15 protein-coding genes are annotated in these 24,570 nt (G+C 36.8%); 7 read left to right on the top strand and 8 right to left on the bottom strand.

Annotated features, from left to right (window positions below; all coding sequences use genetic code 11):
• Nucleotides 1–107: 107 nt before the first annotated feature.
• Nucleotides 108–2,102 (top strand): catalase, encoded by a 1,995-nt coding sequence (locus CD31_RS04340; protein WP_036076012.1) that lies wholly within the window; start codon nt 108–110, stop codon nt 2,100–2,102.
• A 47-nt stretch (nt 2,103–2,149) separates the two neighbouring features.
• On the opposite strand, the gene CD31_RS04335 is transcribed toward CD31_RS04340, so the two are convergent.
• The 3 genes from CD31_RS04335 to CD31_RS04325 form a co-directional block, all read right to left on the bottom strand.
• Entirely contained in the window at nt 2,150–2,623 is a 474-nt protein-coding gene (locus CD31_RS04335; RefSeq protein WP_244905091.1) for a YusW family protein, read from the bottom strand.
• A 96-nt stretch (nt 2,624–2,719) separates the two neighbouring features.
• On the bottom strand, nt 2,720–4,927 hold the full coding sequence (locus tag CD31_RS04330) for a YcdB/YcdC domain-containing protein (protein WP_036076009.1): 2,208 nt from the start codon (nt 4,925–4,927) through the stop codon (nt 2,720–2,722).
• A 127-nt stretch (nt 4,928–5,054) separates the two neighbouring features.
• Nucleotides 5,055–6,227 (bottom strand): glycosyl hydrolase family 18 protein, encoded by a 1,173-nt coding sequence (locus tag CD31_RS04325; RefSeq protein WP_425319325.1) that lies wholly within the window; start codon nt 6,225–6,227, stop codon nt 5,055–5,057.
• A 604-nt stretch (nt 6,228–6,831) separates the two neighbouring features.
• Between CD31_RS04325 and CD31_RS04320 the strand changes: the two genes are divergently transcribed.
• Nucleotides 6,832–7,251: a hypothetical protein gene (locus CD31_RS04320; RefSeq protein WP_016994781.1), complete on the top strand. Its 420-nt coding sequence runs from the start codon at nt 6,832–6,834 to the stop codon at nt 7,249–7,251.
• Nucleotides 7,252–7,263: 12 nt separating this feature from the next.
• Nucleotides 7,264–12,354 (top strand): DUF4132 domain-containing protein, encoded by a 5,091-nt coding sequence (locus tag CD31_RS04315; RefSeq protein WP_036076004.1) that lies wholly within the window; start codon nt 7,264–7,266, stop codon nt 12,352–12,354.
• Between the two features lie 45 nt (nt 12,355–12,399).
• Here CD31_RS04315 and CD31_RS04310 read toward each other — a convergent pair whose 3' ends face one another.
• Nucleotides 12,400–13,131 (bottom strand): hypothetical protein, encoded by a 732-nt coding sequence (locus CD31_RS04310; protein WP_016994783.1) that lies wholly within the window; start codon nt 13,129–13,131, stop codon nt 12,400–12,402.
• Nucleotides 13,124–14,461, bottom strand: a complete 1,338-nt coding sequence (locus tag CD31_RS04305; protein ID WP_036076003.1) for an AAA family ATPase — start codon at nt 14,459–14,461, stop codon at nt 13,124–13,126. The genes CD31_RS04310 and CD31_RS04305 overlap by 8 nt, the downstream gene beginning before the upstream one ends.
• Before the next feature lie 149 nt (nt 14,462–14,610).
• On the opposite strand from CD31_RS04305, the gene CD31_RS22850 reads away from it, so the two are divergent.
• The 4 genes from CD31_RS22850 to CD31_RS04285 all read left to right on the top strand — a co-directional run bounded on the left by CD31_RS22850 (nt 14,611) and on the right by CD31_RS04285 (nt 21,303).
• A complete protein-coding gene (locus CD31_RS22850) occupies nt 14,611–15,072 on the top strand; it encodes a hypothetical protein (RefSeq protein ID WP_081977451.1) in 462 nt (153 codons plus the stop codon).
• 523 nt (nt 15,073–15,595) lie between these two features.
• Complete coding sequence (locus CD31_RS04295) at nt 15,596–17,344, top strand: methyl-accepting chemotaxis protein (RefSeq protein WP_016994786.1); 1,749 nt, start codon at nt 15,596–15,598, stop codon at nt 17,342–17,344.
• Between the two features lie 135 nt (nt 17,345–17,479).
• Nucleotides 17,480–20,650, top strand: coding sequence for a non-ribosomal peptide synthetase (locus CD31_RS04290; RefSeq protein WP_036075998.1), 3,171 nt, complete (start codon nt 17,480–17,482; stop codon nt 20,648–20,650).
• Nucleotides 20,647–21,303, top strand: coding sequence for a 4'-phosphopantetheinyl transferase family protein (locus CD31_RS04285; protein WP_036075997.1), 657 nt, complete (start codon nt 20,647–20,649; stop codon nt 21,301–21,303). Before CD31_RS04290 ends, CD31_RS04285 begins: the two co-directional genes overlap by 4 nt.
• 102 nt (nt 21,304–21,405) lie before the next feature.
• On the opposite strand, the gene CD31_RS04280 is transcribed toward CD31_RS04285, so the two are convergent.
• The 3 genes from CD31_RS04280 to CD31_RS04270 are packed head-to-tail and all read right to left on the bottom strand — an operon-like array spanning nt 21,406 to nt 24,272.
• Nucleotides 21,406–22,416: an ABC transporter substrate-binding protein gene (locus tag CD31_RS04280; RefSeq protein ID WP_036075996.1), complete on the bottom strand. Its 1,011-nt coding sequence runs from the start codon at nt 22,414–22,416 to the stop codon at nt 21,406–21,408.
• Between the two features lie 10 nt (nt 22,417–22,426).
• Nucleotides 22,427–23,188 carry an ABC transporter ATP-binding protein gene (locus tag CD31_RS04275; RefSeq protein ID WP_036075994.1) on the bottom strand — a complete coding sequence of 254 codons (762 nt, stop codon included), beginning with the start codon at nt 23,186–23,188 and terminating at the stop codon, nt 22,427–22,429.
• A 4-nt stretch (nt 23,189–23,192) separates the two neighbouring features.
• Complete coding sequence (locus CD31_RS04270; protein WP_036075991.1) at nt 23,193–24,272, bottom strand: FecCD family ABC transporter permease; 1,080 nt, start codon at nt 24,270–24,272, stop codon at nt 23,193–23,195.
• Between the last annotated feature and the right edge of the window lie 298 nt (nt 24,273–24,570).

Genomic DNA, 24,570 nt, shown 5'->3' with positions numbered 1-24,570 from the left:
ATAATAGTAACATATTCATTTTTAAACAGCAAACAATTTGTTTCTTCATGTTTGCCATCTTTTCGTTCGGGTAGAAGGTAGTTGTAACTTATAAAGGAGGATTCTAAATGAAAAAAGATGTCAATCAAAAACAACAACAGCTAGAAGCATTCCGAGTAAGTGATAAAGATCAACCTCTCACAACCAATCAAGGATTAAAAATATCGGAAGATGAACATTCACTAAAAGCAGGTGAGCGAGGACCTACTTTACTAGAGGATTTTCATTTCCGTGAAAAAATGACTCACTTTGACCATGAACGAATTCCTGAACGAGTAGTACACGCACGTGGCTCAGCCGCTCATGGAATTTTTGAAACATATGAATGCGCAAGTGATATTACAAAAGCTCAATTTTTAAATGGAAAAGGAACTAAAACCCCTGTCTTTGTCCGCTTCTCTACCGTTGCAGGATCTAAAGGCTCTGCAGATACAGTTCGTGATGCACGCGGCTTTGCTACTAAATTTTATACACAAGAGGGTAATTATGATTTAGTTGGAAATAATATACCTGTATTTTTTATTCAAGATGCTATTAAATTCCCCGATTTTGTACACGCTGTAAAGCCTGAACCAAATAACGAAATTCCCCAAGCACAAAGTGCCCATGATACATTTTGGGATTTCATTGCAAATAATCAGGAGTCTGCTCATATGGTTATGTGGCATATGTCAGATAGATCGATTCCACGAAGCTATCGAATGATGGAGGGGTTTGGTGTTAATACTTATCGCTTTATCAATGCCGAAGGAAAAGCCCACTTTGTTAAATTTCATTGGAAACCTGTACTTGGGGTAAAATCACTAGTATGGGATGAGGCACAGATCATTGCTGGAAAAGACCCCGATTTTCATCGTAGAGATTTATGGGAATCGATTGAACGTGGGTATTTCCCAGAATTTGAGCTCGGTGTTCAACTTATTCCCGTTGAAGATGAATTCAAATTTAGCTTCGATATTCTTGATGCCACAAAAATATGGCCCGAAGAAGAGGTTCCAGTACGCATCCTTGGGAAAATGACCTTGAATAAAAATGTGGATAACTTTTTTGCAGAAACGGAACAAGCCGCATTCCATGTCGGCCATGTTGTGCCTGGCATTGATTTTTCAAATGATCCTTTATTACAAGGTCGCTTATTCTCCTACACTGACACACAGTTAATACGACTAGGAGGACCTAATTTCCATGAGCTTCCTATAAATAAACCAATCTGTCCATTTCATAATAACCAACGAGATGGCTATGGCCGACAAACCATTAATGTGGGACAAGTTAGCTACCATAAAAATTCCTTGGCCAATAATACACCACATCCTGTTTCTGAAGCAGATGGTGGATACAAGCATTATGAAGAAAAAGTTGAAGGGCATAAAGTACGTGCACGTAGTGAGAGCTTTAAAGACCATTTTTCACAAGCAAGATTATTCTGGCTTAGTATGACAGACATTGAGAAAAAGCATATTATCGATGCCTTTAGCTTTGAGCTTGGCAAAGTAAAAAATAAAGCCATTCGTAAACAAGTTGTAGACATGTATGCTCATGTCAGTTATTCACTTGCTTCAGCTATCGCTGAACGAATTGGTATAGTTCCCCCTATAGAAGTGGAAGTACCGCATATTCACCAAACTTCTCCTGCTGTTAGCCAAGTAATCAATGCAAAGGAAAGTGTCAAATCTAATAAAGTAGCCATAATTGTTACAGAAAATAGTAGTGAAAAATTAAATGAACTAATTGCTACATTTTTAAGTGAAGATATTGTAGTTGAACTAGTAAGTAATAAACAAGGCATAGTAAGCGGCTATGAAATTCACGAAACATTTGCTACAACCTCCTCCGTTCTTTATGATGGGGTTTATGTTACTGGAGCCTTTCAGGATTCCTCTCAACAATCAAAAGCAGAACAGTTTATTAAACAAGCCTATCAACACTGTAAAACAATAGGTTATACGAAAAATGTTTCATTTTTACAGCCTATTGCTAATAAAAATGGGGTTGTAAATGATCCAAAATCTTTTGTTCATGCCCTTGCTAAACATCGACATTGGGTACGAGAATGTAAATGAATGAAAAGCCAGCTAACTGATTCTATCAGCTAGCTGGCTTATTTCCATTATTTAATTCGTTTAAATTCCTTTTCATTGCCGTCTACAAATTCGACATCTACTTCAATGGATTGATAGTTATCTTCAATATTGAATACTTTGATTACTTGATCAATCACTTCGTCATTAGGTGTTGTAGAATCAAAATTCAACTGCTTAAATAATGGCTCTAATTTAGTATAAGCCTCATCACCCTGAAGCTTTTCATTTTTTCGATCATCCTCTAATTTTGCTTCTATCCCTGTTTTTTTATCCTCATATTCTACCTCATAAGACTCCGTTTCAGAGTAATCAACATCTAATGAAAACTCTAAAAAATTAAATGTCACTTGGTCAGTTGGCGTATCACCAGTCTGCTGAGTACCATTTTGATCTGCTGGTGCGTTTGCAGGCATATCCTTTACCTCATCCTTATTACAGCCGTAAAGGATAACAGTCATTAAAGAAATTACTAAGATAAATTTCAATTTCAATTTATTCACTCCCTTCTTTACATATCATTTCCCAATTCCTCTTCAAACTAACCTAAAAAGGGCATCTCCTACATATGAGGAGATACCCTTTTCGTGGAATGCGTCTTAATAATAGAAGTTACGATCCACTTTATTTTCTTGAATAGCTTTTGCTAAACGGATTGTTGAAACAGCCATATCGGCATATGACACACTCTTGGTAGCATTAAAATTATTTTGCTGTGTATCAATCAGACCCATTCCATTTGCTATTGCTATATAGCCAGTATATGCTGGATCAATAGAAGCTGCATCCGCAAAGTTTAATTTGTAAATATCCTTATACTTTGCCACATTCTCCAATTGCATTACTTTAACAGCCCATACTGCTAGCTCTTGACGAGTCAATGCTTCATCCAATGGGAATTGGTTTGCTGGCTGTAAAATTCCCATTCTTACAGCTTGTTCAACCACTCCATATAAAGGATGGTTTTTATCGATATTGCTGAAGGATTGCTTTTCACCATCGCCGCCACCAAAATAGCCATATGTTAAAGATTTTAGTAGAATCTTTAATGCTTCTCCCTTTGTTACAGCAGCATCAGCATTAAAGTTTGCTATATCTTTTACCTCTAATACATTTTGATTTAAAAGATAATTTAATTCATTGGCTGCTGTTGGATGTGAAATAGATTGCTTTTCTTTTGAGCCATCTACCTGATACAACCATTCACCGGTAATTGCATCAATCTGATTAACTAAGCTACCGTTGTAAGTTGGAGCATAGACTAGATCATAATGTTGTTTACCTTCAGTATCTTGTTTTGCATATTGAAGCTGTAATGTAAGTGCCTTACTATATGCTTCTTTTGCTTTATCAGCTGAGATTACTTGGCTAATAGAAGGCCAGTTAGTAACCTTTTGTTTATTAACATTCAATGAACGTAATGATCCATCAGAGCCAATACCTACGTTTATTTCATCTCCAACAACTGCAATTCCGTTTACGATGCGTGGGAAGGAGAAGTAATAATCTTTACTATAATCATCATGTACAGGATTATCAATTGGCATCGAATACTCATGTAAATAGGATGGAGCCCATTGCTTTAAGTATTCAATCGCCTTTGCTAATGCCGCATCCTTAGAGATGGTATTTGTTTTGTCAGTGTTGATAAAATCTCTCATAATATCGTGATACTGCACGATATCGCCTGTTGCCTTATTAATTTCTAAAGAGGTACCAGATCCGCCATTATTGTACATATACATGTAATTTACTGTATAAACCGTTTCACCATTGTCATTTTCTCTTTCGTCAACCATATCAATAGTGAGCTTTGCCTTGTCTTCATCAACTTTTAATAAATTTTTAGCAAATTCCTCAACCTCTGCTACAGTCATACCACTTTTTCTTGGTGGTAATTGCTGTGAGGATATTTTCTCAGCGCTTTTCGTCTTTGGAACTTGTGTAGAGAAACCATTCGTTGTTTGCCATTGACCCGTTAAAGCATGTACACCATTAAATCCTGTTGCTGGCATATAGACAAGCTTCACATTACGTTGATCGCTAAAATAATCAACGTAATAACGAAGTTCAACTGCTAAGTTATCACGTACTTGTGCTACAATTTCTTCCTCACTTTTTTTCTGGCTTGAGCTATCAAAAGTTGCTTTACTTAAAGATTCTGTATTACGATACATTCCTGTTATTTGACCATTAGCAAGAACATCAATAGTAATACTTTGATCGCCAATAAGCACTCCATTATAAGTTGGTGAATAAACAAATGAGTAGGTAATTGGTTGTGATAATGGACGATTAATGTCATTGTAATAACCGAAGCCATCTTCACGGAGTTTATAGTTCTCTATTTTCGCAAATTTTCTTAGGAAGTCATCAGCAATTTTTTTTGCTTCAGTCTCTGAATATTTTGCGGGATATAGTGCTTCAGCGATATTAGCTGGCTGATAATAGAAATGTTCTAACTCTAAATCTTCACCTTTAAATGTAAAACCACCATATACATCTTTACCATTTACTGTTTTATTGAAGTTTAAATCATAACGGACAGTTGTATCATCTCTAAAGAAATGACCGCCTCCAGAATTAAACTCATTATCAGCTACAAATTTGAACTCTTCAGGGAATAGTGCACGTAATTTGTTAATTAGCATACCTTTTGTCACTTTTGTCTCTGAGGCAGCCAACTGTATTGCAATACGCTCTGAAGGTTCTTTCACATTTGCAGAAGCTTGTGAAACGGGTGCTAGAATCCCAACAGAAAATGCAGTAGTTGTTAAAATAATACCTAACTTTTTAAATTTACCCAAAATATACCTCCTAAAATACTATTTACCATAATTATAATATATTTATCCATAATTGGGAATTGATTTTACAGATAATTTCCTCTTCGCAGAAAATACATTGGGCAATCCGTCCTTTTTCTTCATTTTCTCATTTCTTTACCACATCAAAATTTGCACCAATTAACACCCAATTCTGAGGGAATGATAGTCCTAATTTCCAATAACCAATACCACGAAGGTTATATTGTTTAATGAGATTGAATTTAGCTTGAATAGATCTAGCATCTTCAAACCACACCATATGTGCCCTACCTTGCTCATCATAGTATTCAAAAAATGGTGCTTGGGCTCTCCAATCATACTGAATTGCTGCATTATAACGTTTAGCAATTTCAATGGCTCGCTGTGGACTAAGCGCTTCTGCATACGGTCCCCCTTGAACAAAAGGTAACGTCCAATCGTAGCCATATAAATTTTGCCCCAACATAATTTTGCTTGCAGGTATTTCACTCACCGCATATTTTACAACTGCCTCTACCTCTGGGAGAGGTGAAACGGCCATTGGTGGGCCAGCTGAATATCCCCATTCATAAGTCATGAGTAAGACAAAGTCCACGATTTCCCCATGTGCTCTATAATCATGTGCCGCTGTCCATGGTCCTCGTTCACTATCACTTGTTTTAGGAGCTAATGCTGTTGACACTGTATATCCTTGAGCGTGGAATTTTTCTACAGCTCTTCTTAAAAAATTGTTATAGGCTTGTCTTTGATCTGCGGGCAAATTTTCAAAATCAAAGTGGATATCTTTGACGTCACCAAGTTGCTTTGCCTCCGCAAGAATATTATCAAATAACAAATCTTGAACAGCCGTACTTTGAAAAATATCTCTCGCTAATTCCCCACTAAAACTAAAATTCTCCAAATTAGAAATAACCATCGCCATTGAAGCTCCCGTATCATTTGCAATTTGCGTCACACCTTGGCTTGGCGGTCTCTGTAAAGTACCATCACGCCTAGCCTCATAACTAAATAAAGCTAAATATGTTAAATAGGGACCCGCTTCCCTTGCTTGATTCAAGAGTGCCTCACTAACAGATGTTCCTCTCGGCTCTAAATAGGCCAATGTTTGTGCTCTTGTTTTTGGCGGTTGTGGAATATACAATCTCGCTCCAACAGCTAATGGTTGATTGGGATTAATGCCATTTACTTGTGCAAGCGTTACATAATTAATACCGAAACGTTGACCAATTGACCATAAGCTATCACCTGGCTGTACATAATAAAAGCTTCCGACAATCGGGATTACAAGAGCTTGCCCCACAACTAAACGATTTGGCTCTGGAATTTGATTGGCATCTATAATGCTCTGAACCGTAGCCCCATACGCCTGTGCAATACCCCATAAAGACTCGCCAGCCCGTACAACGTGTATTTGAATGATTTTGCCTCCTTCTAGCTTGATAAAATCATACCTATAAAGCTTATGAAATCAGAGATGAAAAGATGTCTCTCAACAACTCTGCAAAAATACAACACTATTTATTGTGAATGAATGTTGGACTATATTATGTCCCTACTTTAATACAAAGAAAATATTCTTCGTTCATTGGATTTCATGAAAGAATTTTCTTTTAAATATGTATATCAACTAAGTTTACTGAGTAATATTTTCGGCTCCTTCTCTGTTACCAGTAATAGAGAAGCGCAAAATGATACTTATCTAAATAGCATTAATCGTACAAATGTTCTATTTTTTACATACTCTTCAGCAAAGTTTCACCCACTTTTTACCCTACAAATCAGTTGCAGCAGGCTACTTTTTGTTACACTTTTCCCAAAATATTTTACGCAACTAGCGTCATATGCCTTATTCTTTTCCCGGTTCTCACTCTTGTATAATGAAATTATTGTAAGGAGGTGTTAGATTGCGTTTATTTTACCAGCAAAAAGTAATCGGTAAGAAATCTCGTAAGCTTGAAAAAATTCCATTTTCAATTGAAAAGCCTGTCATAACGTTACAAGATTTACTTGTTCAGCTTGTTACACAGCAAGTACAACAATTTAATGAAAAAATGGTAGATACACCACTTCATCTATATTTAACGGATCAGCAATTAGTAGACGCGGCCCAATATGGCAAAGTACAGTTTGGAGAAAAGAAAAAGGATGCTTTACAGTCAGTTGATCATGCTATTTCCACAATGCTTCAAGCCTTTCAGGACGAGCTGTTCTTAGTCCTTCATAATGAAGAGCCTTTAGATTCTCTTTCTACACCATTAAACATACAGGAAGATGATGTTTTTACATTTATTAAACTTACTATGCTTGCAGGACGAATTTGGTAGGAGGGATTTTTGATGACACTTTCACCTGAACAAAAGACACATTTTCAAACTATAGCTGATTCTGCACCTATAGCAATACAGCCTTTAGCAGCCGCACTGTTAAAATACATGGACAATAGAGATTATGACATTGAACCACTTATAGCTGCTCAGCAATATTCATCACTTGGAGAGCTATTTAGTGGACCATTATTTGAAGTGCTTACCTTGTTTTCTTCACAAGAACGTGCACTCAAGATCAAAAAACTAGCATTACGTTTTGATGCTACAATGTTTCAAACAGATGCTTTACGTCGATCTTTTCGTTCATCTCAACCAGTGCAAGACCATCTTTTTCAATGTTTACAGTTAATAGAAGAGATGCTGACATTTGAGGAAATTACTTTGCAGGAGTTATTAACGAATCATCGCCAATATGAACATGGGACTTATCCAAACTATAGCTCGTATGTCTTGAAGAATGAAAATGTGAAAGTCATGGGTTTTAATGTTTTTGAACAGTTGCTCGCTGAAGAACTATCATTAGAAAACCCTTCCATCGAAGAAGCAGTAGAGAGTATTTTATTTGATGAGCATCAAAGTAGCTTTTTCGGTCATCCATTCATTCGAGGTATTTTCAAGTCAAGTAATCGTCGTATGCATGATGCACTAGGTAAACTCTTAATAGCAGCTGCACGACAAGAAGGTTTACGACAGGCAATAGTAGAAAATATTGACCATGGCAATCTAGATGCACAGCTCAACATGATGAAGCTTATTCAGGAGCATCGCCTGACACGCTTCTCCTCTGTAATTCGAGCAGTCGATACTTGGATGGGACTTGGCTATAATAGCTTCGAAAATCAAAAAATAACAGAGGAAGTTCTTACATTAGCCATCCAAGCAATTGAAGAAGACAGCTTTGTTGAGCAATTGTTAAAAAGTGAACGTACAATTGATGTTTATGTTGCATTATGGGCTACTGCTACAAAGGACTATACGAAGTTAAATGACCTTGTAACAAAACTCTTAAAGCGTGACAAGCATATCCAACTTACAACGCTTGCCTTTTTGAAAAACTTATCGAAAATCTCCTTTACAGCGCCATTTGTGAAGGATTTAATCTTATCAACAAAAGATATTGAGCTGTTTGCCTTTGCATGGGGCAATTTTCTTTATACTAATCACCATATTAATAGTGAGTATGCAAGAGACAATGAATGGGAGCAAATCCTTCAAACCTTCATGCAAGAAAACACACAGCTACAAGGGATTGAATACCTCTTATTTGAACAGCTTGAGTGGGCAAAGAATGAAATAACGAAAGATGGACTTATCATTACAGGCAAACCACTATCCTTTGTCTATGTCCATTTGTCATTAGAAGATTTAATTTCAACACAAATTATTTTAGCCCACCATATACAAGACGAGGCATTATTCCAACGAATTATTGAGCATGCAGATTCTTACTCACCATCAAGTAGAATCGGCCTACTGAATATTTATTGTCTTGACCCTGTCACAGAAGGTCAACGTGAATTTTTATTTAATTCTTTACGGGATCGCAGTTCCATCAATCGTTCTCTTGCGTTAAAGAAAATACATGCTCTAACACCAACAGAAGAAGAAATAGCAAAAATTGAAGATCTTTTAGCTAATAAATCAGGTGCACTTCGTAAAGAGGCTATTTCACTCTTAAAAGTTCAGCCACAGAACCATCTATTACAAAGTGCTGAAAGGCTATTAAAAGATAGTAAGCAGTTAAAGAGACTTGGAGGGCTTGAGTTACTATTAGAAGCCTCTAAGGAATACAGCTTAGCAAGCGAGCTAATTACAGCTTTATGCTCCTTATTACCAAAAGTAACTAAAAACGAGCAAGTTTTGTTAGAGCAATTAATTACAAGGGATGCCCCAGAGTATAACGAGCGTAATGGCTTTGGCTTATATACACCACATCCCCCTATTCAATACGACTGTATTTCTGATGGAGCCATTCAAATGAACGGTGAAGAGCCTTGGCAACAACTTGTTCCACTTTATGCACAGACACCTACACCCTTCGAAAAATTCTTTCAATATGATGTTGATAAATTATTATCTAAGCTAGAGCAGCTTATTCAACTTTTAGATAAACATGCTGAACTAGAATATGAAACATACCAATGGAATGACACACCCATTAGCACTACATTAGGACAAAGATATAGTGTAATGGCAACTAAATCGGATAATCAAAGACATGCTAGTCTTGATGCTTATCCTATCCCCGAAGAAATTGTTCAATGGATGAAGACAGCATTATTTAGTAATGAGGACTTAGCCTATTTTAATTTTTACCATAATCTATCAGAATACCCTGCTGCTCATGATCTTTCCGAAGCAGCTCATACACTAATTAAACCGTTCTTCCAATACAAAGAATTAAAAGTACGTGTTGCGCAATTTAATTCCTTGAAATATGACGATACAATTCAACAGATTTTCTCAGTGCTATCCCAAGACATCGACAAAATCTCAGGTGATACAGTGCTACATCAGGAAGCACTTTCATTACTCGAAAAGCATGCACCCGAATTTAATCGCTTCGAACAGGCAGTAGTCATAATGTTACAGCTATTCAAACAAATCCCTGCTGATCAGTGGCAACTTGATGTTCGAGAGAAGGGTTATTATTACTATCGTTCCACTTCTACCATTATCGATTTAGATGTCATTGAGACATTTGTTGATCGATGCTGGTCTGATTACACAACCTATGGTGAATATGTCAAAATGCTAGCTATCAATGAAGAGCTAACAAAGCGTATGAAAAATGAAAGCTATAAGCCAAACGTCTACAATTTATCTTTATTCCAATATTTAGATGCAATGAAGGTTGGTTTATTTACGCAAGATCACTTATTTGAGGCCATCTTTACCAATACGCTCGCTTCAGAAATATTTATCGAGCCAACTAAATTGCGAGAACGCTATCAACAGTCATTTGAAGATTTAACCGATTTCTTTACTATTCGTGAACAAGCAATTGATCGAATTTTAGCCATAGAGCTAAAACGTGGTGATACGCCTACTGCTGTTACAAAGTTAGCTAGTAGCATTTCTTATTTTGAGGGTATTAATTATTTCTTACAAATTCTACAGGCACTTGACGGAGAAAAACTTGCGCGAGGATATATTTGGCAGGCAGAAACGAAAAAGGATGTATTCTCCAGATTGCTAACTAACTGTTACCCTAAAAAAGAAGAAACAGCCCAGCAATTAAAAGAAGCATGGCTGAAAACAGACATTTCTAAAGAACGTTTAATTGAAGCCATGATGTATAACCAACATTGGATAGACCTTGTCAGTGAAGTGATTGGCTGGGATGGACTAAAAGAATCAGCCTGGTATTTTATCGCTCACACCACAGATTCTTTATCCGACTTTGCCAAAGATCAGATTGCCCTTTTCTCTAGCATAACTGCTGAGGATTTCCGTGATGGTGCATTCGATTTAGCTTGGTTCCAAAGCGCCTATCAAACACTTGGGGCTAAGAAATTCAAACTTGTTTATGATGCTGCAAAATATGCCTCTGAAGGAGCCAACCATCGTCGGGCACAGCTTTATGCCGATACAGCCATCGGTAAACTCAGTCCAAAAACGTTAATGCAAGAAATTCAAGATAAACGCAATAAAGATAAACTACGCGCACTTGGTCTTATCCCTTTAATAAAATCGGATGACAAAGACGCCCTAACACGCTATCAATTTATTCAACAGTTTTTGAAGGAAAGTAAGCAATTTGGTGCCCAACGCCGCGCAAGTGAGGCTCGAGCAGCAAGTATCGCACTAGAAAATTTAGCGCGTAATGCAGGAGATGGAGAAGCCACTCGCTTCACATGGCGTATGGAATTATCTGCCTTTAACGATATGAAGCATTTGTTTAAAGCACAACAGATCGAGCAAATTACAGCACATCTACAAATAGAAGATGACGCCTCTGTAGCTATTATTGTTGAAAAGGATGGTAAACGTCTAAAGAACGTTCCTGCTGCATTAAAAAAGCATGCTGATATTGTAACCTTGCAGGAAGCCAGAAAAGACCTACAAGAACAATACAAACGAGCACGCCCAGCTCTTGAGCAAGCAATGGAATTAGAAACTGTATTTCCGATCGAGGAGCTCATTCATTTATTGGCCCATCCGATCCTAGCTCCACTTTTACAAAAACTAATATTTATCAGCGATGATTACGTTGGAATGCTTACACCACAAGGCTTACAGCTTCTATCGGCTGACATTGTGGACCTTGCTCCTTCGTCCTCTATAAAGATTGCTCATCCTTTCCATCTTCTAGAAAGTGGTCAATGGAGACAGTGGCAATCCTATATGTTCGAGCACAAAATACAACAGCCATTTAAGCAAGTGTTCCGTGAGTTATATCTCATCAATGCTGATGAAAAAGCACAGAAACAATCATTGCGCTATGCAGGACATCAAGTAAATCCTTCACAAACAGTAGCCTTGTTGAAAACACGTGGCTGGCAAATCAGCTATGAAACAGGACCACGTAAAGTATATTATAAGGAAAATATTGTGGCATCCTTGTATGCACAGGCAGATTGGTTTACGCCAGCAGAAATTGAAGCACCTGCAATCGAAGGTGTTTACTTCTATGATCGACTATCAGGCAAACATATCGTTTTAGATGATATTCCAGCTGCGATATTCTCTGAGGTTATGCGAGATATTGATCTCGTTGTCAGCGTTGCTCATATTGGGGGTGTAGACCCAGAGGCAAGTCATTCTACTGTTGAAATGCGCAGTATTATCGTAGAAGAATTGGCGAAATTATTGAAGCTAAACAATGTGGAAGTGAAAAAGCAACATGCCCTCGTAGAAGGTAAGCTAGCAAGTTACTCCTTACATTTAGGAAGTGGTGTGGTGCATCAAATAGGCGGTTCCATGATCCCGATTATTGCTGTACCTTCTCAGCATCGGGGACGAATTTTCTTGCCGATGGTGGATGATGATCCGCGTACTGCTGAGATCATGTCCAAGCTTTTATTATTAAGTGAAGATACAAAAATTAAAGACCCTGCCATATTAACTCATATTCGAAGCTATGAGCAAATGCGCTAACTTCACACTAGATAAAAACAGGTGACGTATTTCGTCGCCTGTTTTTTACTGTACATCTGTTTTAATCATTTCAAATAATAGTGGTACATTCGTGCCTCGTTGCAATGAATGGCAGTCCTCCATTAAAAATGACCAACTTTTCTTTATCTTTTCCCTATAAGGCAACTCTGAACTGACCGGGAGGTATGCGCTTAGGTATTCCTCAATCGTGCCTGACAGATTGTCCATAAATTCATCTGCTTTTTGCATTTTTTCTGTAGGGATTTCATTGCGCTCATTCCATAAGACATGCTCTAAATTCGTAGAAAAATAAAATAATTGATAAGGTACTTTCATACGGTTAATGCTAAAGTGATCGTTGGCGATCAGAATTCTGGCATTCTTCGCCTTCATATCATTGCGTTGTTCAATTTGTTGTTTACGTTTATCAGACTTCACTAAAATAGCATCCTCTGTATAAAATAAGTTTTGCTCGATAGTCTCATCTACCTTGACGCATTCTGGTGCGATAAAGCATCCATCTGCATCTGTAATATGAACAACAGCAGTTAAATCATTGGCTAAAAATTTATATTTTTGAAGATAGCTTTGAATCACACGTACAACACTGTTTTTAATATTGGGGATCCGTTTGTGTGCATCCCACTTTGTTAAAATATCTTCACGTTGCACATCAAAGCGTATCGTCGAATTCGCAAAATGAGCATCTAAATAATCCTCTAAAATAATTTGCTCTGTCTGCCCTTCCACAATAATTAAAAGTACTTTTTTAGTCATGTTGAACACCCGCTTTACGAAAAGCACGCTTTATTTTAAATGTTTTGGTTTCCTTATATATCTCTTCGTCCTGTCCACCAAGTTGGATAGCACGTAAATAGACATCTCTAGCGTTATTCACTTCTTTAATACCTTTTAGCTGCATATAACGGTGATGTTCATTCGTTGTCGTAAACCATAAATTTTTAATAGCTAGCACCTCTAACACACGTAGATTATGGGATGTAAAAATAAGTTGCCCTTTTCCATCCTCATCTATCACTGTTAACAACTCGCCCAACAAATATTCAAATACACCTGAGTCTAATTCATCAATCACTACACATGCATTCGGATTATTGTATACAGCAATTAATACACTAAGAATCGAAATGATCTTTAAAATTCCCTCTGACTCTGTTCGTAGCGGTAATTCCCGCTCCCCACGCTGAGACAAAAATTCAAAACGAATTCCCTGCTCACCATTGTCCATCATTTGCTTTGTAATGATATTAATTTTAATCGTCAAACCAGGAATAATTGCTGAGAGCACTTGATTACTTTGTTCAATAACTTCACATAGAGCATAGAATGCATCCTCTGGTAATAAAGCTGGTCCATTTAAATCATAGGGAATAAGGCCTCTTGTTTTCTCTAAATGAATACTGAATGGCATCATTCGTTCTTCAAATAGTGGGGCAATATTTTGATTATTAACAACATGTAAGTCCCGACTAAAATCGACGGCAATATTTTGTAGCAACTGCATTTCTAACTCAGAAAGTCGTTCCTTTAATAATGGCTTTATATCTTTATGGAATAGAAATGACATATTTTGTTTTCTTGCTAGCTGTTGAATAACAAGTAATTGGATTCGTGCTTGTTCACTCAAATCATCCAGTTTTAATTGACGGATTTGTACATCCTTCTCTGTCACTGCCACTAAAATCTTTGATCGCTTCCCTTTCGTATTTTCTCGATAGGTAAGACGTTCTAGCGTAGTATATAGTCGGTGCTGATCCTCCTGTAGCTCCACATAGTAATTCACAAAAAATGTACCGAATTGATTCTCAACTAAAAATTCCACATTCATGCTAGCGGTTTGCTCTCCTGCCAATATGAGTCGCTTCTCTTTTGAGGGTAGCTTCATTTCAGTAAGCCATCCTGATATAAGTGTCTTCAATAAACTGAATGCATCTACAATGGTTGTCTTTCCAGAGCCATTTTGTCCATATAGGCCAACAACATTCGCTTGTAGAAATGTTTCAAAATTTACTGCGAGTACAATTTCACCCTGTCGTACATTTCGTAAATTCTGTATGTTTATTTTTTTTATCTTAATAATTGCCATATGCTAAACATCCTTTTAGCTTTTTCCCTTATTATAATGAATTTCGTTATATTTTATAACAAATTCAAACTTAGGTATCCATAGCCTATTGCCTATGACAAAAATTGCAATAGGCATATGTTAGAAAAAATGAAGAAAGGTGTGTTTTATTGGTTTATCCTAGATTAGCCCCTGATGATTTTAACAGTCAATTTCGACCAGGTATGAAAATATGGGTAACACTCCCTACTGGTACTTATTCAGGTACATTGATTCGAACATTTGGAACTGGAGGAAGAACAGCAGAAATTCAGCTAGATAACGGTCAAATAGTAACTGTGGATGTTAGTCAAATCACTGCTGCAGGTACAGGAACACCGCCTGGTAGTTCCTATCCGCCGCCATACCCACCACCTTATCCGCCACCTTATCCGCCACCCTATCCGCCTCAACCTTATCCACCACAGCCCTATCCACCGCAGCCTTATCCGCCACGACCTTATCCACCTCAACCTTATCCACCGCAGCCTTATCCGCCACGTCCAGGGGGACAATATCCTGGTTTCCCACCACCATTAATACCAGGACTTCCGAATATTTTACCGGGTATTTTTGGTAATCCGCGACCATAACAACTAGAAAAGGTTATTTCTTTATTCAGCAATAAAGAAATAACCTTTTTTTCATTTTATCCCCATAATAAAAATCATCCAATTCCTTTCCACATAAGACATGGCATAATAAGTAAAAAGCCCTAACAAGTAATTGAAAATTGGCATTTCCGCCAAACTTTAAATCAATTGAAAATAAGTTCGTTCTGAGCATACTTCTTTTTTATACTAGGAACAGTTGAATTTTTTGTAAAAATTTAAGCTAACTTAAAAAATATATAGACTAAAAAACTAAATTTCATCGTTTATTTATAGAAATCATGACTTTAAATAGTAAGTTTTCTGGGTTGTGAATCATTTTTTTTGGCAGTATAGTAGTTAAATGATAGGGGATAAATAGATTACTTTGCATTTATAAATATTTAACACGCGTCTGGACTTCTACGAATAACATCAACATCTTCAAGGTGTAATACATTTACTAAATTATCCATTCATAGTCCTTAGCTTGAAATATTTGCTATATCATATTAGGAGGAAAAGCATGAAAACACGCAAGAAGCAGCAAATGTCTATTAGTAAGAAATTAACTGCAATAGTAGTGAGTATTTTATTATTATTTGGATTAGTTACTTTAGGTCTTTCTTATTATATAGTAAGAAATAGTAATTTAACAGACATGAATCAATCTCTTTCTGACAAAGGCATGATCCTAGCCAAAACCATTGATATTACTACACTAAAATCCATATTAGAGAATCCTACAAATAGTAACCCCGATGCTCTACGTCTAACTAGAGAGATGGATGCAATCAATGATAATTCAGATAGTATTACCAATCTATTTTTAATTACAGTTAACGGTGAAAATATTAATGCACCTGTTCTATCATCTAGTATACTTGAACTAGGGGCAGAGTATAATCAAGATATGATTGCAATGGGTTTATCTCCTGATTTCCTAGCAAGAATTAAAGAAGTCTTTGATACAAAAAAAGCAACAGCAACAGATATTTATAGCGATGAATATGGTAGCTATAAAACAGGCCTTACACCAATCTTGGATGAAAATGGGGACATGCTGGCTGCTTATGCCATTGACTATGATGTATCAATGGTAACAGGAAAAGCGATGTCTGAAGCCCTATGGACGTTATTAGTAACGGTTATTTTCTTAATTGGTTCATCCATTGCTGTTTACACTCTTTTAAGAAAAAAATTAACACCAATTCAACAACTTTCCTTACAATCGAAAAAGGTCGCAGAAGGTAATTTAGAACTTGAACCGTTACCAGTTACTTCAACAGACGAAGTAGGAATGCTCACACAAAACTTTAATTCAATGATTGAAAATCTAAAAAATGTTATTAAGAGTACAACGAATGTGTCTGAACGTGTTTCAAACACAGCCAATGTTTTATCTGTAAATATGCAAGAAGCTTCTGATTCATATAATAATGTAGCATCTTCCATGCAGGAAATTGCAAGTGGCGCTGATCTTCAAGTACAAAAGGCTAAAGAAAGTACAGTTACTATTGAAGAAATGAGTATTGGTATTCAACGCATTGCTATGACATCCAATCAAATTTCAGAATCCTCAATTTTAGCATCTGAGGAAGCTGAAAGAGGGAATGAATCGACAAATAAATCTGTTGCACAAATGAATGCTATTAGTAAGGCTGTTAATCAATCCGCAGCTTCTGTTAAATTACTTGGCGAACATTCCAATAAAATTGAAGAAATTGTAGGAATCATTACAGGGATTGCTTCTCAAACCAATTTACTTGCATTGAATGCGGCTATCGAAGCTGCACGTGCTGGAGAAGCTGGTAGTGGCTTCGCAGTGGTTGCTGATGAGGTACGTAAACTTGCCGAACAATCTGAGGCATCTGCACGTGAAATTTCTACACTTATTTCTCATATCCAGCATGATACAAACGAATCTGTAAATATCATGGTTCACGCTGTAGAAGAAGTAGATCATGGTATTGTCATGATCAATGATTCGGAAAAATCATTTAGCCAGATCTTAACTTCCATTCACCATGTGACAGGGCAAATTCAAGAGCTTTCTGCAACGATTGAAGAAATGGCAGCTGGTATGGAAGAAGTAACGTCTGCTGTTAAAGATATGGAAGATTTTTCAGTCAATTCAAAGGACAATACAAGAGCAGTAGCAGCAACTTCTGCCTCTCAATTGAATACAGTACAACGAGTTTCTGAAGAGGCTCAAGTATTATCCGAGTTATCTGATGAATTAATGAATGTTGTTAATACCTTTGTAGTGAAATAAAAAATGAAAGGGCTGCCTTATTAAGGAGAGTTATTTCCGTTAGTTTCTCACAGATTGCTTCACTACTGTGGACCTAATGATGATAATCGCTCCTTCATAAGTGTCGGCCCTTTTCTAAAATAGGAGTTGTCATAATTGAATAATAAACAAGAATTTGATGTACACCCATCCCAAAATAATAAGCATTCTTTTAACCAACAAACGCCATCCTCCAATAGCACACAATTGTTGAACAAAGAAGACTTACTCGCATATCAAACGTTAAACCGAACAATGGCTAACTACGATCAAAACACCACAATACCTGATGTATTTTATCAGGCAGCACAAAAGTTTGCAGAACGAATCGCATTATCCTATGAAGGTGGAAAACTTACCTACCGTCAGCTAAATGAACAATCCAACCAAGTTGCTCATATGTTAGTTGCCAACGGTCTAAAAAAAGGAAACTATGTAGCGATTGTGATGGAACGTAGTAAAGAAACAGTCATTAGTTTGTTAGGTATCCTGAAAGCTGGTGGTGTTTATGTTCCCATTGATCCGAGCTATCCAAAAGAACGTTGTCAGTACCTATTAAACGATACAGGTGCTCCATTTATCATAACGAAAAACGAACATACAGCTCTACTGAATGATTTTATACATAATGATTCTCAAACACGCACAGTGTTCACTATCAACCAAACGGAGCAAGGGTATTCACAGGAAAATATGCAATGTGAACTGCTTCCATCCGATTTAGCCTATATTATTTATACTTCTGGTTCAACAGGTAAACCAAAAGGCGTCATGCTTAAGCATGAAGCTGTCATTAATTTAATAACAGATAATCAACGAATCTACCATTCAACTAAAGAAGATGTTTATTCCCAGTTTATTTCTTATAGTTTTGACCCTTCTATAACAGAAACTTTTACTGCTTTATTTTCAGGAGCAAGACTTCATATGCTTACAAGTGTCGAACGTCTGTCCATTGAGGCATTTGCTGATATGATCGGCCGTGAGCAAGTAACGACTGCTACTGTTCCAAATGCTTTCTTTACACAGCTAGCTACACATTTACCAGTAAGCTATAGGGAAAAGCTTGCGACATTAAATTATTTATCTGTAGGTGGTGAAGCCCTATTGCCTGCCATTGTTCAAAAATGGCAAGAGAAATTTGGACTTACTACAGAAATTATTAACGTGTATGGACCAACTGAATGTACAGTATTGTCCTCCTATTTTAAGGTGAAAAGTCAGATAACAGACATGCAATCTAGTATCCCTATTGGCAGACCAATCGCCAATTATGAAATGTATGTTATTAATACGGACGATCAGCTATGTCCCGTTAATACAATCGGAGAATTATGTATTGCTGGTGCTGGTTTAGCAGCAGGTTATTTACATCAGCCTGAAAAAACAGCTGAAGTATTTGTACCTCATCTCTTAAAGCCAGATCAAAAAATGTATCGAACAGGTGATTTAGTTCGACTATTGCCAACTGGTGTCATTGAATTTGTTGGACGTAAAGACTCTCAAATTAAAGTAAGAGGTTTCCGTATCGAACTTGGAGAAATCGAAACAGTATTGAGCAATCATACAAGCATTCAGGAAGCTGTGATTATTGCGAAGAAAATGGCTGATGGAAATAATCATTTATTTGCCTACTATACAGTGGCAAGTGGTATGCAGCTTGAGGAGAATCTTTTAAGGGACTACTTAGCAAATCTTTTACCAGATTATATGGTACCAGAGCAATTTATTGAATTGCAAGAAATGCCGTTATCCCCTACAGGAAAAATTGATCGAAAGCACTTAGCTTCATTGGAATTAACTTTATCACGCAGCACTACATATATTGCCCCAGAAAATGATACACAGCGTATGCTTGCTACTGCATGGGAATTTGTACTCGGTATTGAGCCAATTGGCATTCACGATAACTTCTTTCATATCGGTGGACATTCGCTAAAAGTGCTCGAGATTCTTGTACAAGTGAAAAAACATATACCATTCTTAAAGATTCAGGATTTCTTCCAATATCAAACGATTGCTGAACTGGATCATTATATTCGTCATTATCAACCAGAAGCGATTGAAGATCAAGACGAGCCAGCTAAAAGCATTGTATTCAAAGACTTAATGGAGCCTAGTCCTCTACAAGTCTCCCAAAACGTGAAGCCCTTGCCAATGACATCGGTATTATTAACTGGGGCTACAGGTTATTTAGGTAGTCATGTATTATATGAGCTATTAGCAACAACAACTGCGCACATATATTGCCTTATTCGACCGAGTGCCCAAACTACGATTGAAGCCAAACTAATAGAAAGTATGCAATTTTATTTTGGTAATACGATTGTTCAGCAATTGAAAGACCGTGTCACTGTTATCCAAGGTGACTTAGGCAAGCAACGACTTCATTTATCTGATAAAGATGAACAAATTATTATGAAAGAAATCGATGCCATCATTCATTGTGGTGCAGATGTACGTCATTTCGGTGCAGCTGATCATTTTAATAATGTCAATGTGAATGGAACTCGCTATTTGCTTGAAGTAGCCAAACAGAAACCAGGTGTGCATTTCCATTATGTATCGACTATTGGAATTCCAGAGGAGCTAGCAGCCATCCAATGGGGACCAGATGAAGCAAAAGGTAACTTCAATTACGATGTAAAGCTAACTAATGTTTATACTCAAAGTAAGCTAGAAGCAGAAAATCTTGTTCGAAACGCTGTACATGATGCGATCCCTGTCTCCATTTATCGTGTAGGAAATTTAAGCTGTCATTCTGAAACAGGTAAATTCCAACGTAATATCGATGACAATGCCTTTTACCGTATGATTAAATCAATGCTTTATTTAGGTAAAACTCCTACGGCACAATGGCATGTTGACTTCACACCAATCAATTATGCTAGTCAGGCACTTGTTTCTTTGGCAAGTCAGCCAGCAACCAACGGCCATGTCTTCCATTTATGTAACCCTGTATCGCTTACTTATTTAGAATTAATCGATATGCTTAAAGAAATTGGATATGACTTAACAATTGTTTCAACACAAGAATATACAGATTGGCTTTTAAATGGCGATCATTCAAAAGATGTACAGGAATATTTATCGTTAGCCATTGCGCAGCTTGAAGGTGATGGAGCAAGTGACTCCCCATTTATCTTCAATTGCAAAAAAACGATAGAATTTTTAGCGCATACAAAGATTGAATGTGCGGTACCAAATACAGCCTTTATTCACAGAATGATTCAATATGGCATTGATACAGGCTACTTTCCTGAGCCAAAACAAGTCAATATAAGATGATAAAACAAACTATACAGCTATTTGCACTACCTCTAGGCGCTCAGTTAGCACCATCAGAATGGGATGCTTTTCTTAAAGCACTCCCTTGTGAGGTGCAAAGAAAAGTTCAGCAATACAAGCACTGGCAAGATCAGCAAAGAGCGTTGCTAGGTAGCACTCTTATTAGATGGGCACTCCTTCCCTATATAGATGACGTTCTGTTACATCTAGCTCATAATGAATTAGGGCGCCCATATATTGCAGGACACCCTCATTGGCAGGGGGATTTTAATCTCTCTCATTCTGGGGATTGGATAGTGTTAGCAGTCACCACTATCGGACGAGTGGGCATTGATGTTGAAGAAATAAAGCCAGTTAGTGAAGATATGATGATATATGCGCTTTCTGAGACAGAGCGTCAATTGGTCTCTCATCAACCTTTACATGTTTTTTATGAGTTTTGGACTTTAAAAGAGGCTCTTTTTAAAACAGGCTTATTACCAATCCTATCGCCACATTTGCTTGATACTACAAATATAAAAAAAACAAGGAAAGACCTTTTTACCCAATTACTCTATCTCGATCAGCAACATCCTGTAACCGTCTGCTGGAGCAATGAAAATTCTAAGATAATAACCACAATATTAAATAAAGAGCAGCTTCTACAGCTATAACAAAGGAGGAGAAATTGAATAATTTCTCCTCCTTTTATTATTAGTAGAAAACGCTGCCCTATCGTGTCATTTATTCGCCCCGCTAGGACAGTGCTTTTTATATTATTTAAATAAGTCTGGATACATTTCTTTCGCTAGTGTCTCCATTCCGTCAATTGTGTTATAGCCATAGCCGAACATGTAATTGTAATCTACGATATATATTTGTTTATTTTTAATAGCCTTCATGCTTGAAAGTTTAGGATTGGCATAAATTTCTTCACGTACTTTTGTCAAATCAGAACCGTCCCAGTTAGGAAGTATTAATACATCTGGATCTGCTGCAATTAATGTCTCAACACTTACATCGCCTGTTTCATCTTTGAAAATATTATCTAATTTAACCATTTTGAATGCATCATTAAAAAATGTTTCGTCGTGTGCTGGATAAATAAAAAGCTCTTTTGGATCATTTGTATGCAGATAAGCAAATGTTTTTTCTTCTTTAATACTTTCTAATTTTGAAGAAATATCTTGTTGTCGGCCTTTTAGTTCGTTAATAAAGCTATCTGCTTTGTCTTGAACATTAAAAATTTCACCGATATTTTCGATATCTTTATAAATAGAATCATATGTACCACCTGTTACAGATGACTCTAAAACATATGTTTTTACACCCATTTCATTAAGAGAGTCTACTGTCCCTACTCCCCATTCAGCATTATCAAATAAGCCACCACGACCAAATACTAAATCAGGATTAGTCCCTAATGTAACCTCTTTCCCAACATATTCATCACTTAAAATATTTAGCTTAGCATACTGTTCTTCTACAGATTTATCAACTGCTCCAAAGTTCGCACCAACACCAACGATTTTATCGCCTAATCCTAGATGTAATAATAATTCTGCTGCCGGGCGTGTATTTGCCATAATTCTTTCAGGTGCTTTATCAAATACTTGATCTTTCTTTTCCCATGTTGATCCCCCTTCAGCCTTTGTAAAGTTCTCAATTGTTAGTGGATAATGCTCTTTTATTTGTGTTTCCTTAGATGCATCTTTTGATGTGTTACCGCAGGCTGTTAATGTTAACAAAGCCGCTAAACCAATTCCTAATAATAATTTTTTCTTCATGGTTTTCCTCCTACAGTCCATATGCAAAGCCTAATCCATTCGTCACCGGATTAGTAAATGTTTGACATTTTATATGATATAAAGCTTCTATTGTTTCTGGTGTTAAAACTTCTTGTGGTGTACCATGTGCATAGATTTCACCATCTTTTACGGCATAAAGATAGTCACAGTAATGTGCTGCCATTTCTAGATCATGAAGAGCTGCTAAAACACCGATGTTTAAACTTCTTACACAGGATAGTATTTCAATTTGATAGCGAATATCTAAATGATTTGTTGGTTCATCCAAAATCATAAATTTAGGCTGTTGGGCAATCGTTCTAGCTAAAATAACCCTTTGCTTTTCGCCGCCAGATAGTGAAAGAAAGCTACGCCCTCTATAAGATTGTAAGTTCGTTCTTGTCAATGCCTCTTCTACGATGTCAAAATCCTTTTGGTTATCTGACTCTAGCATTTTTTTATGAGGTGTTCTTCCTAACATCACCATTTGTTGAACTGTTAAATCAAAGTGCATTTCATTGAATTGTCCAACCACGCCTAAGTGCTGAGAAATCTTTTTTTCGGGACTTTTTAAAACATCTAAATCATCTAAGAAGACCATTCCTTTTTGAGGCACTAAGCTTTTATAAATGCTTTTTAGTAAAGTTGATTTTCCGCATCCGTTTGGTCCGATTAAGCCCACAAATTGCTGCTTATTCACATGAATGGATATGTTTTTTACGATTTCCTTTTTGCCGATTTTTACTTCTATTTCCTTTGCTACTAATTCCATTGTTCTACCCTCCGAAGTTGTAACCTTTTTTTACAATCATATAGATAAATAATGGTGATCCAATGACAGAAGTAATAATACCAATCGGTAATTCTACATTTTGGATTAATGTACGAGACAGAATATCCGCCCAAATCATGAAAAGACCGCCTAAGAGCAATGTTCCTAGCATTAATCGTTTATGATCTGCCCCGAAAATACCTCTCGTAATATGTGGAATAATTAAACCAACAAAACCGATCATACCTGCATAAGCGACCATCGTCCCTGTAATAAGCGAGGTAAGAATCATATACAATTTACGATAAGCACTTAAATTGATCCCTAATGTGATAGCTGATTCATCCCCAAGTAGCATTGTATTTAGCACGCGATGTTGGAAAAGGAATAATACAGCTCCTAGCACAATGACGAATGTTAAAATCGGTGTTTTGTCCCAGCTTGCGGATGCTAAACTCCCCATAGACCAGAACGTAACCGTTTTGATACCCTCTGCATTATTGGCAAAAAAGATGATAAGGCTTGAAAACGAACTACATAATGCACCGATAACAACCCCTGATAAAACCAATTTCACTGAGGTTGCTTTACCTCCAATACTGGATAAGATAAGCACTGCCATAGAGGTAAACATCGCTCCTGCAAATGCACCAAAGGCTACTCCAAATTGTGCTAGCAATGCACTACTCCCAAAACCAACTAGGATAGCAAAGGTTGCTCCCAATGACGCTCCTGAAGAAATACCAAGTATGTATGGATCAGCAAGTGGGTTTTGGACAACTGCCTGCATGACAGCGCCACACAATGCAAGTCCGACACCAATTAATAAGGCAAAAACCACACGTGGCATTCTGACCTGTAAAATAATATTCAAGTAGGATTCACTTTCCACACTATCAAGGGTGCCAAGTTTTCCATTGGATATAGTATGTAGCAAAATATCCATCGATTGCTTGAAAGGAATACTGACTTGTCCTATTGATACAGAAAAAACGGCAGATATTAAAATGGAGGCTATTAAAAGCAAGATAATAACATAATAAATATTGCCCGTCCCTATTCTGTTAGCTTCCTGTTTATTCAAGATTTCACCTCTATCTATTTAACTATTAGTCAATGATAACGATTATCATTTTCATTTGTATTGTAAGTGATAATCCATTGAAAAACAACAGGAAAATTTTTAATTATAAATTATTCATATATTTAGCAGATGAATAATCCACTTAAATAGCCTGTTCTAATAAAAAATCAAAATAAAAACCACTTTCCATAAAATTATGGAAAGTGGTCATGTTTACTTAAAAGATTGTGCTTTAGTTTAAGCTAAATCTTACATCATTCCTGGCATACTTGAACGGATTTCGTGCATCTTTTAAACT

This window comes from Lysinibacillus boronitolerans JCM 21713 = 10a = NBRC 103108 (genome assembly GCF_000772935.1).
GTDB lineage: Bacteria > Bacillota > Bacilli > Bacillales_A > Planococcaceae > Lysinibacillus > Lysinibacillus boronitolerans.
The sequence above is the reverse complement of the archived record's forward strand: the minus strand, read 5'-3'. Positions and strand labels throughout refer to the sequence as shown.

What these genes read in the sequence shown, in the direction of transcription:
- CD31_RS04340 (WP_036076012.1), top strand. Translation starts at nt 108, where the DNA reads ATGAAAAAAGATGTCAATCAAAAACAACAACAGCTAGAAGCATTCCGA.
- CD31_RS04315 (WP_036076004.1), top strand. Translation starts at nt 7,264, where the DNA reads ATGACACTTTCACCTGAACAAAAGACACATTTTCAAACTATAGCTGAT.
- CD31_RS04310 (WP_016994783.1), bottom strand. Translation starts at nt 13,131, where the DNA reads ATGACTAAAAAAGTACTTTTAATTATTGTGGAAGGGCAGACAGAGCAA.
- CD31_RS04305 (WP_036076003.1), bottom strand. Translation starts at nt 14,461, where the DNA reads ATGGCAATTATTAAGATAAAAAAAATAAACATACAGAATTTACGAAAT.
- CD31_RS04295 (WP_016994786.1), top strand. Translation starts at nt 15,596, where the DNA reads ATGAAAACACGCAAGAAGCAGCAAATGTCTATTAGTAAGAAATTAACT.
- CD31_RS04285 (WP_036075997.1), top strand. Translation starts at nt 20,647, where the DNA reads ATGATAAAACAAACTATACAGCTATTTGCACTACCTCTAGGCGCTCAG.
- CD31_RS04280 (WP_036075996.1), bottom strand. Translation starts at nt 22,416, where the DNA reads ATGAAGAAAAAATTATTATTAGGAATTGGTTTAGCGGCTTTGTTAACA.
- CD31_RS04275 (WP_036075994.1), bottom strand. Translation starts at nt 23,188, where the DNA reads ATGGAATTAGTAGCAAAGGAAATAGAAGTAAAAATCGGCAAAAAGGAA.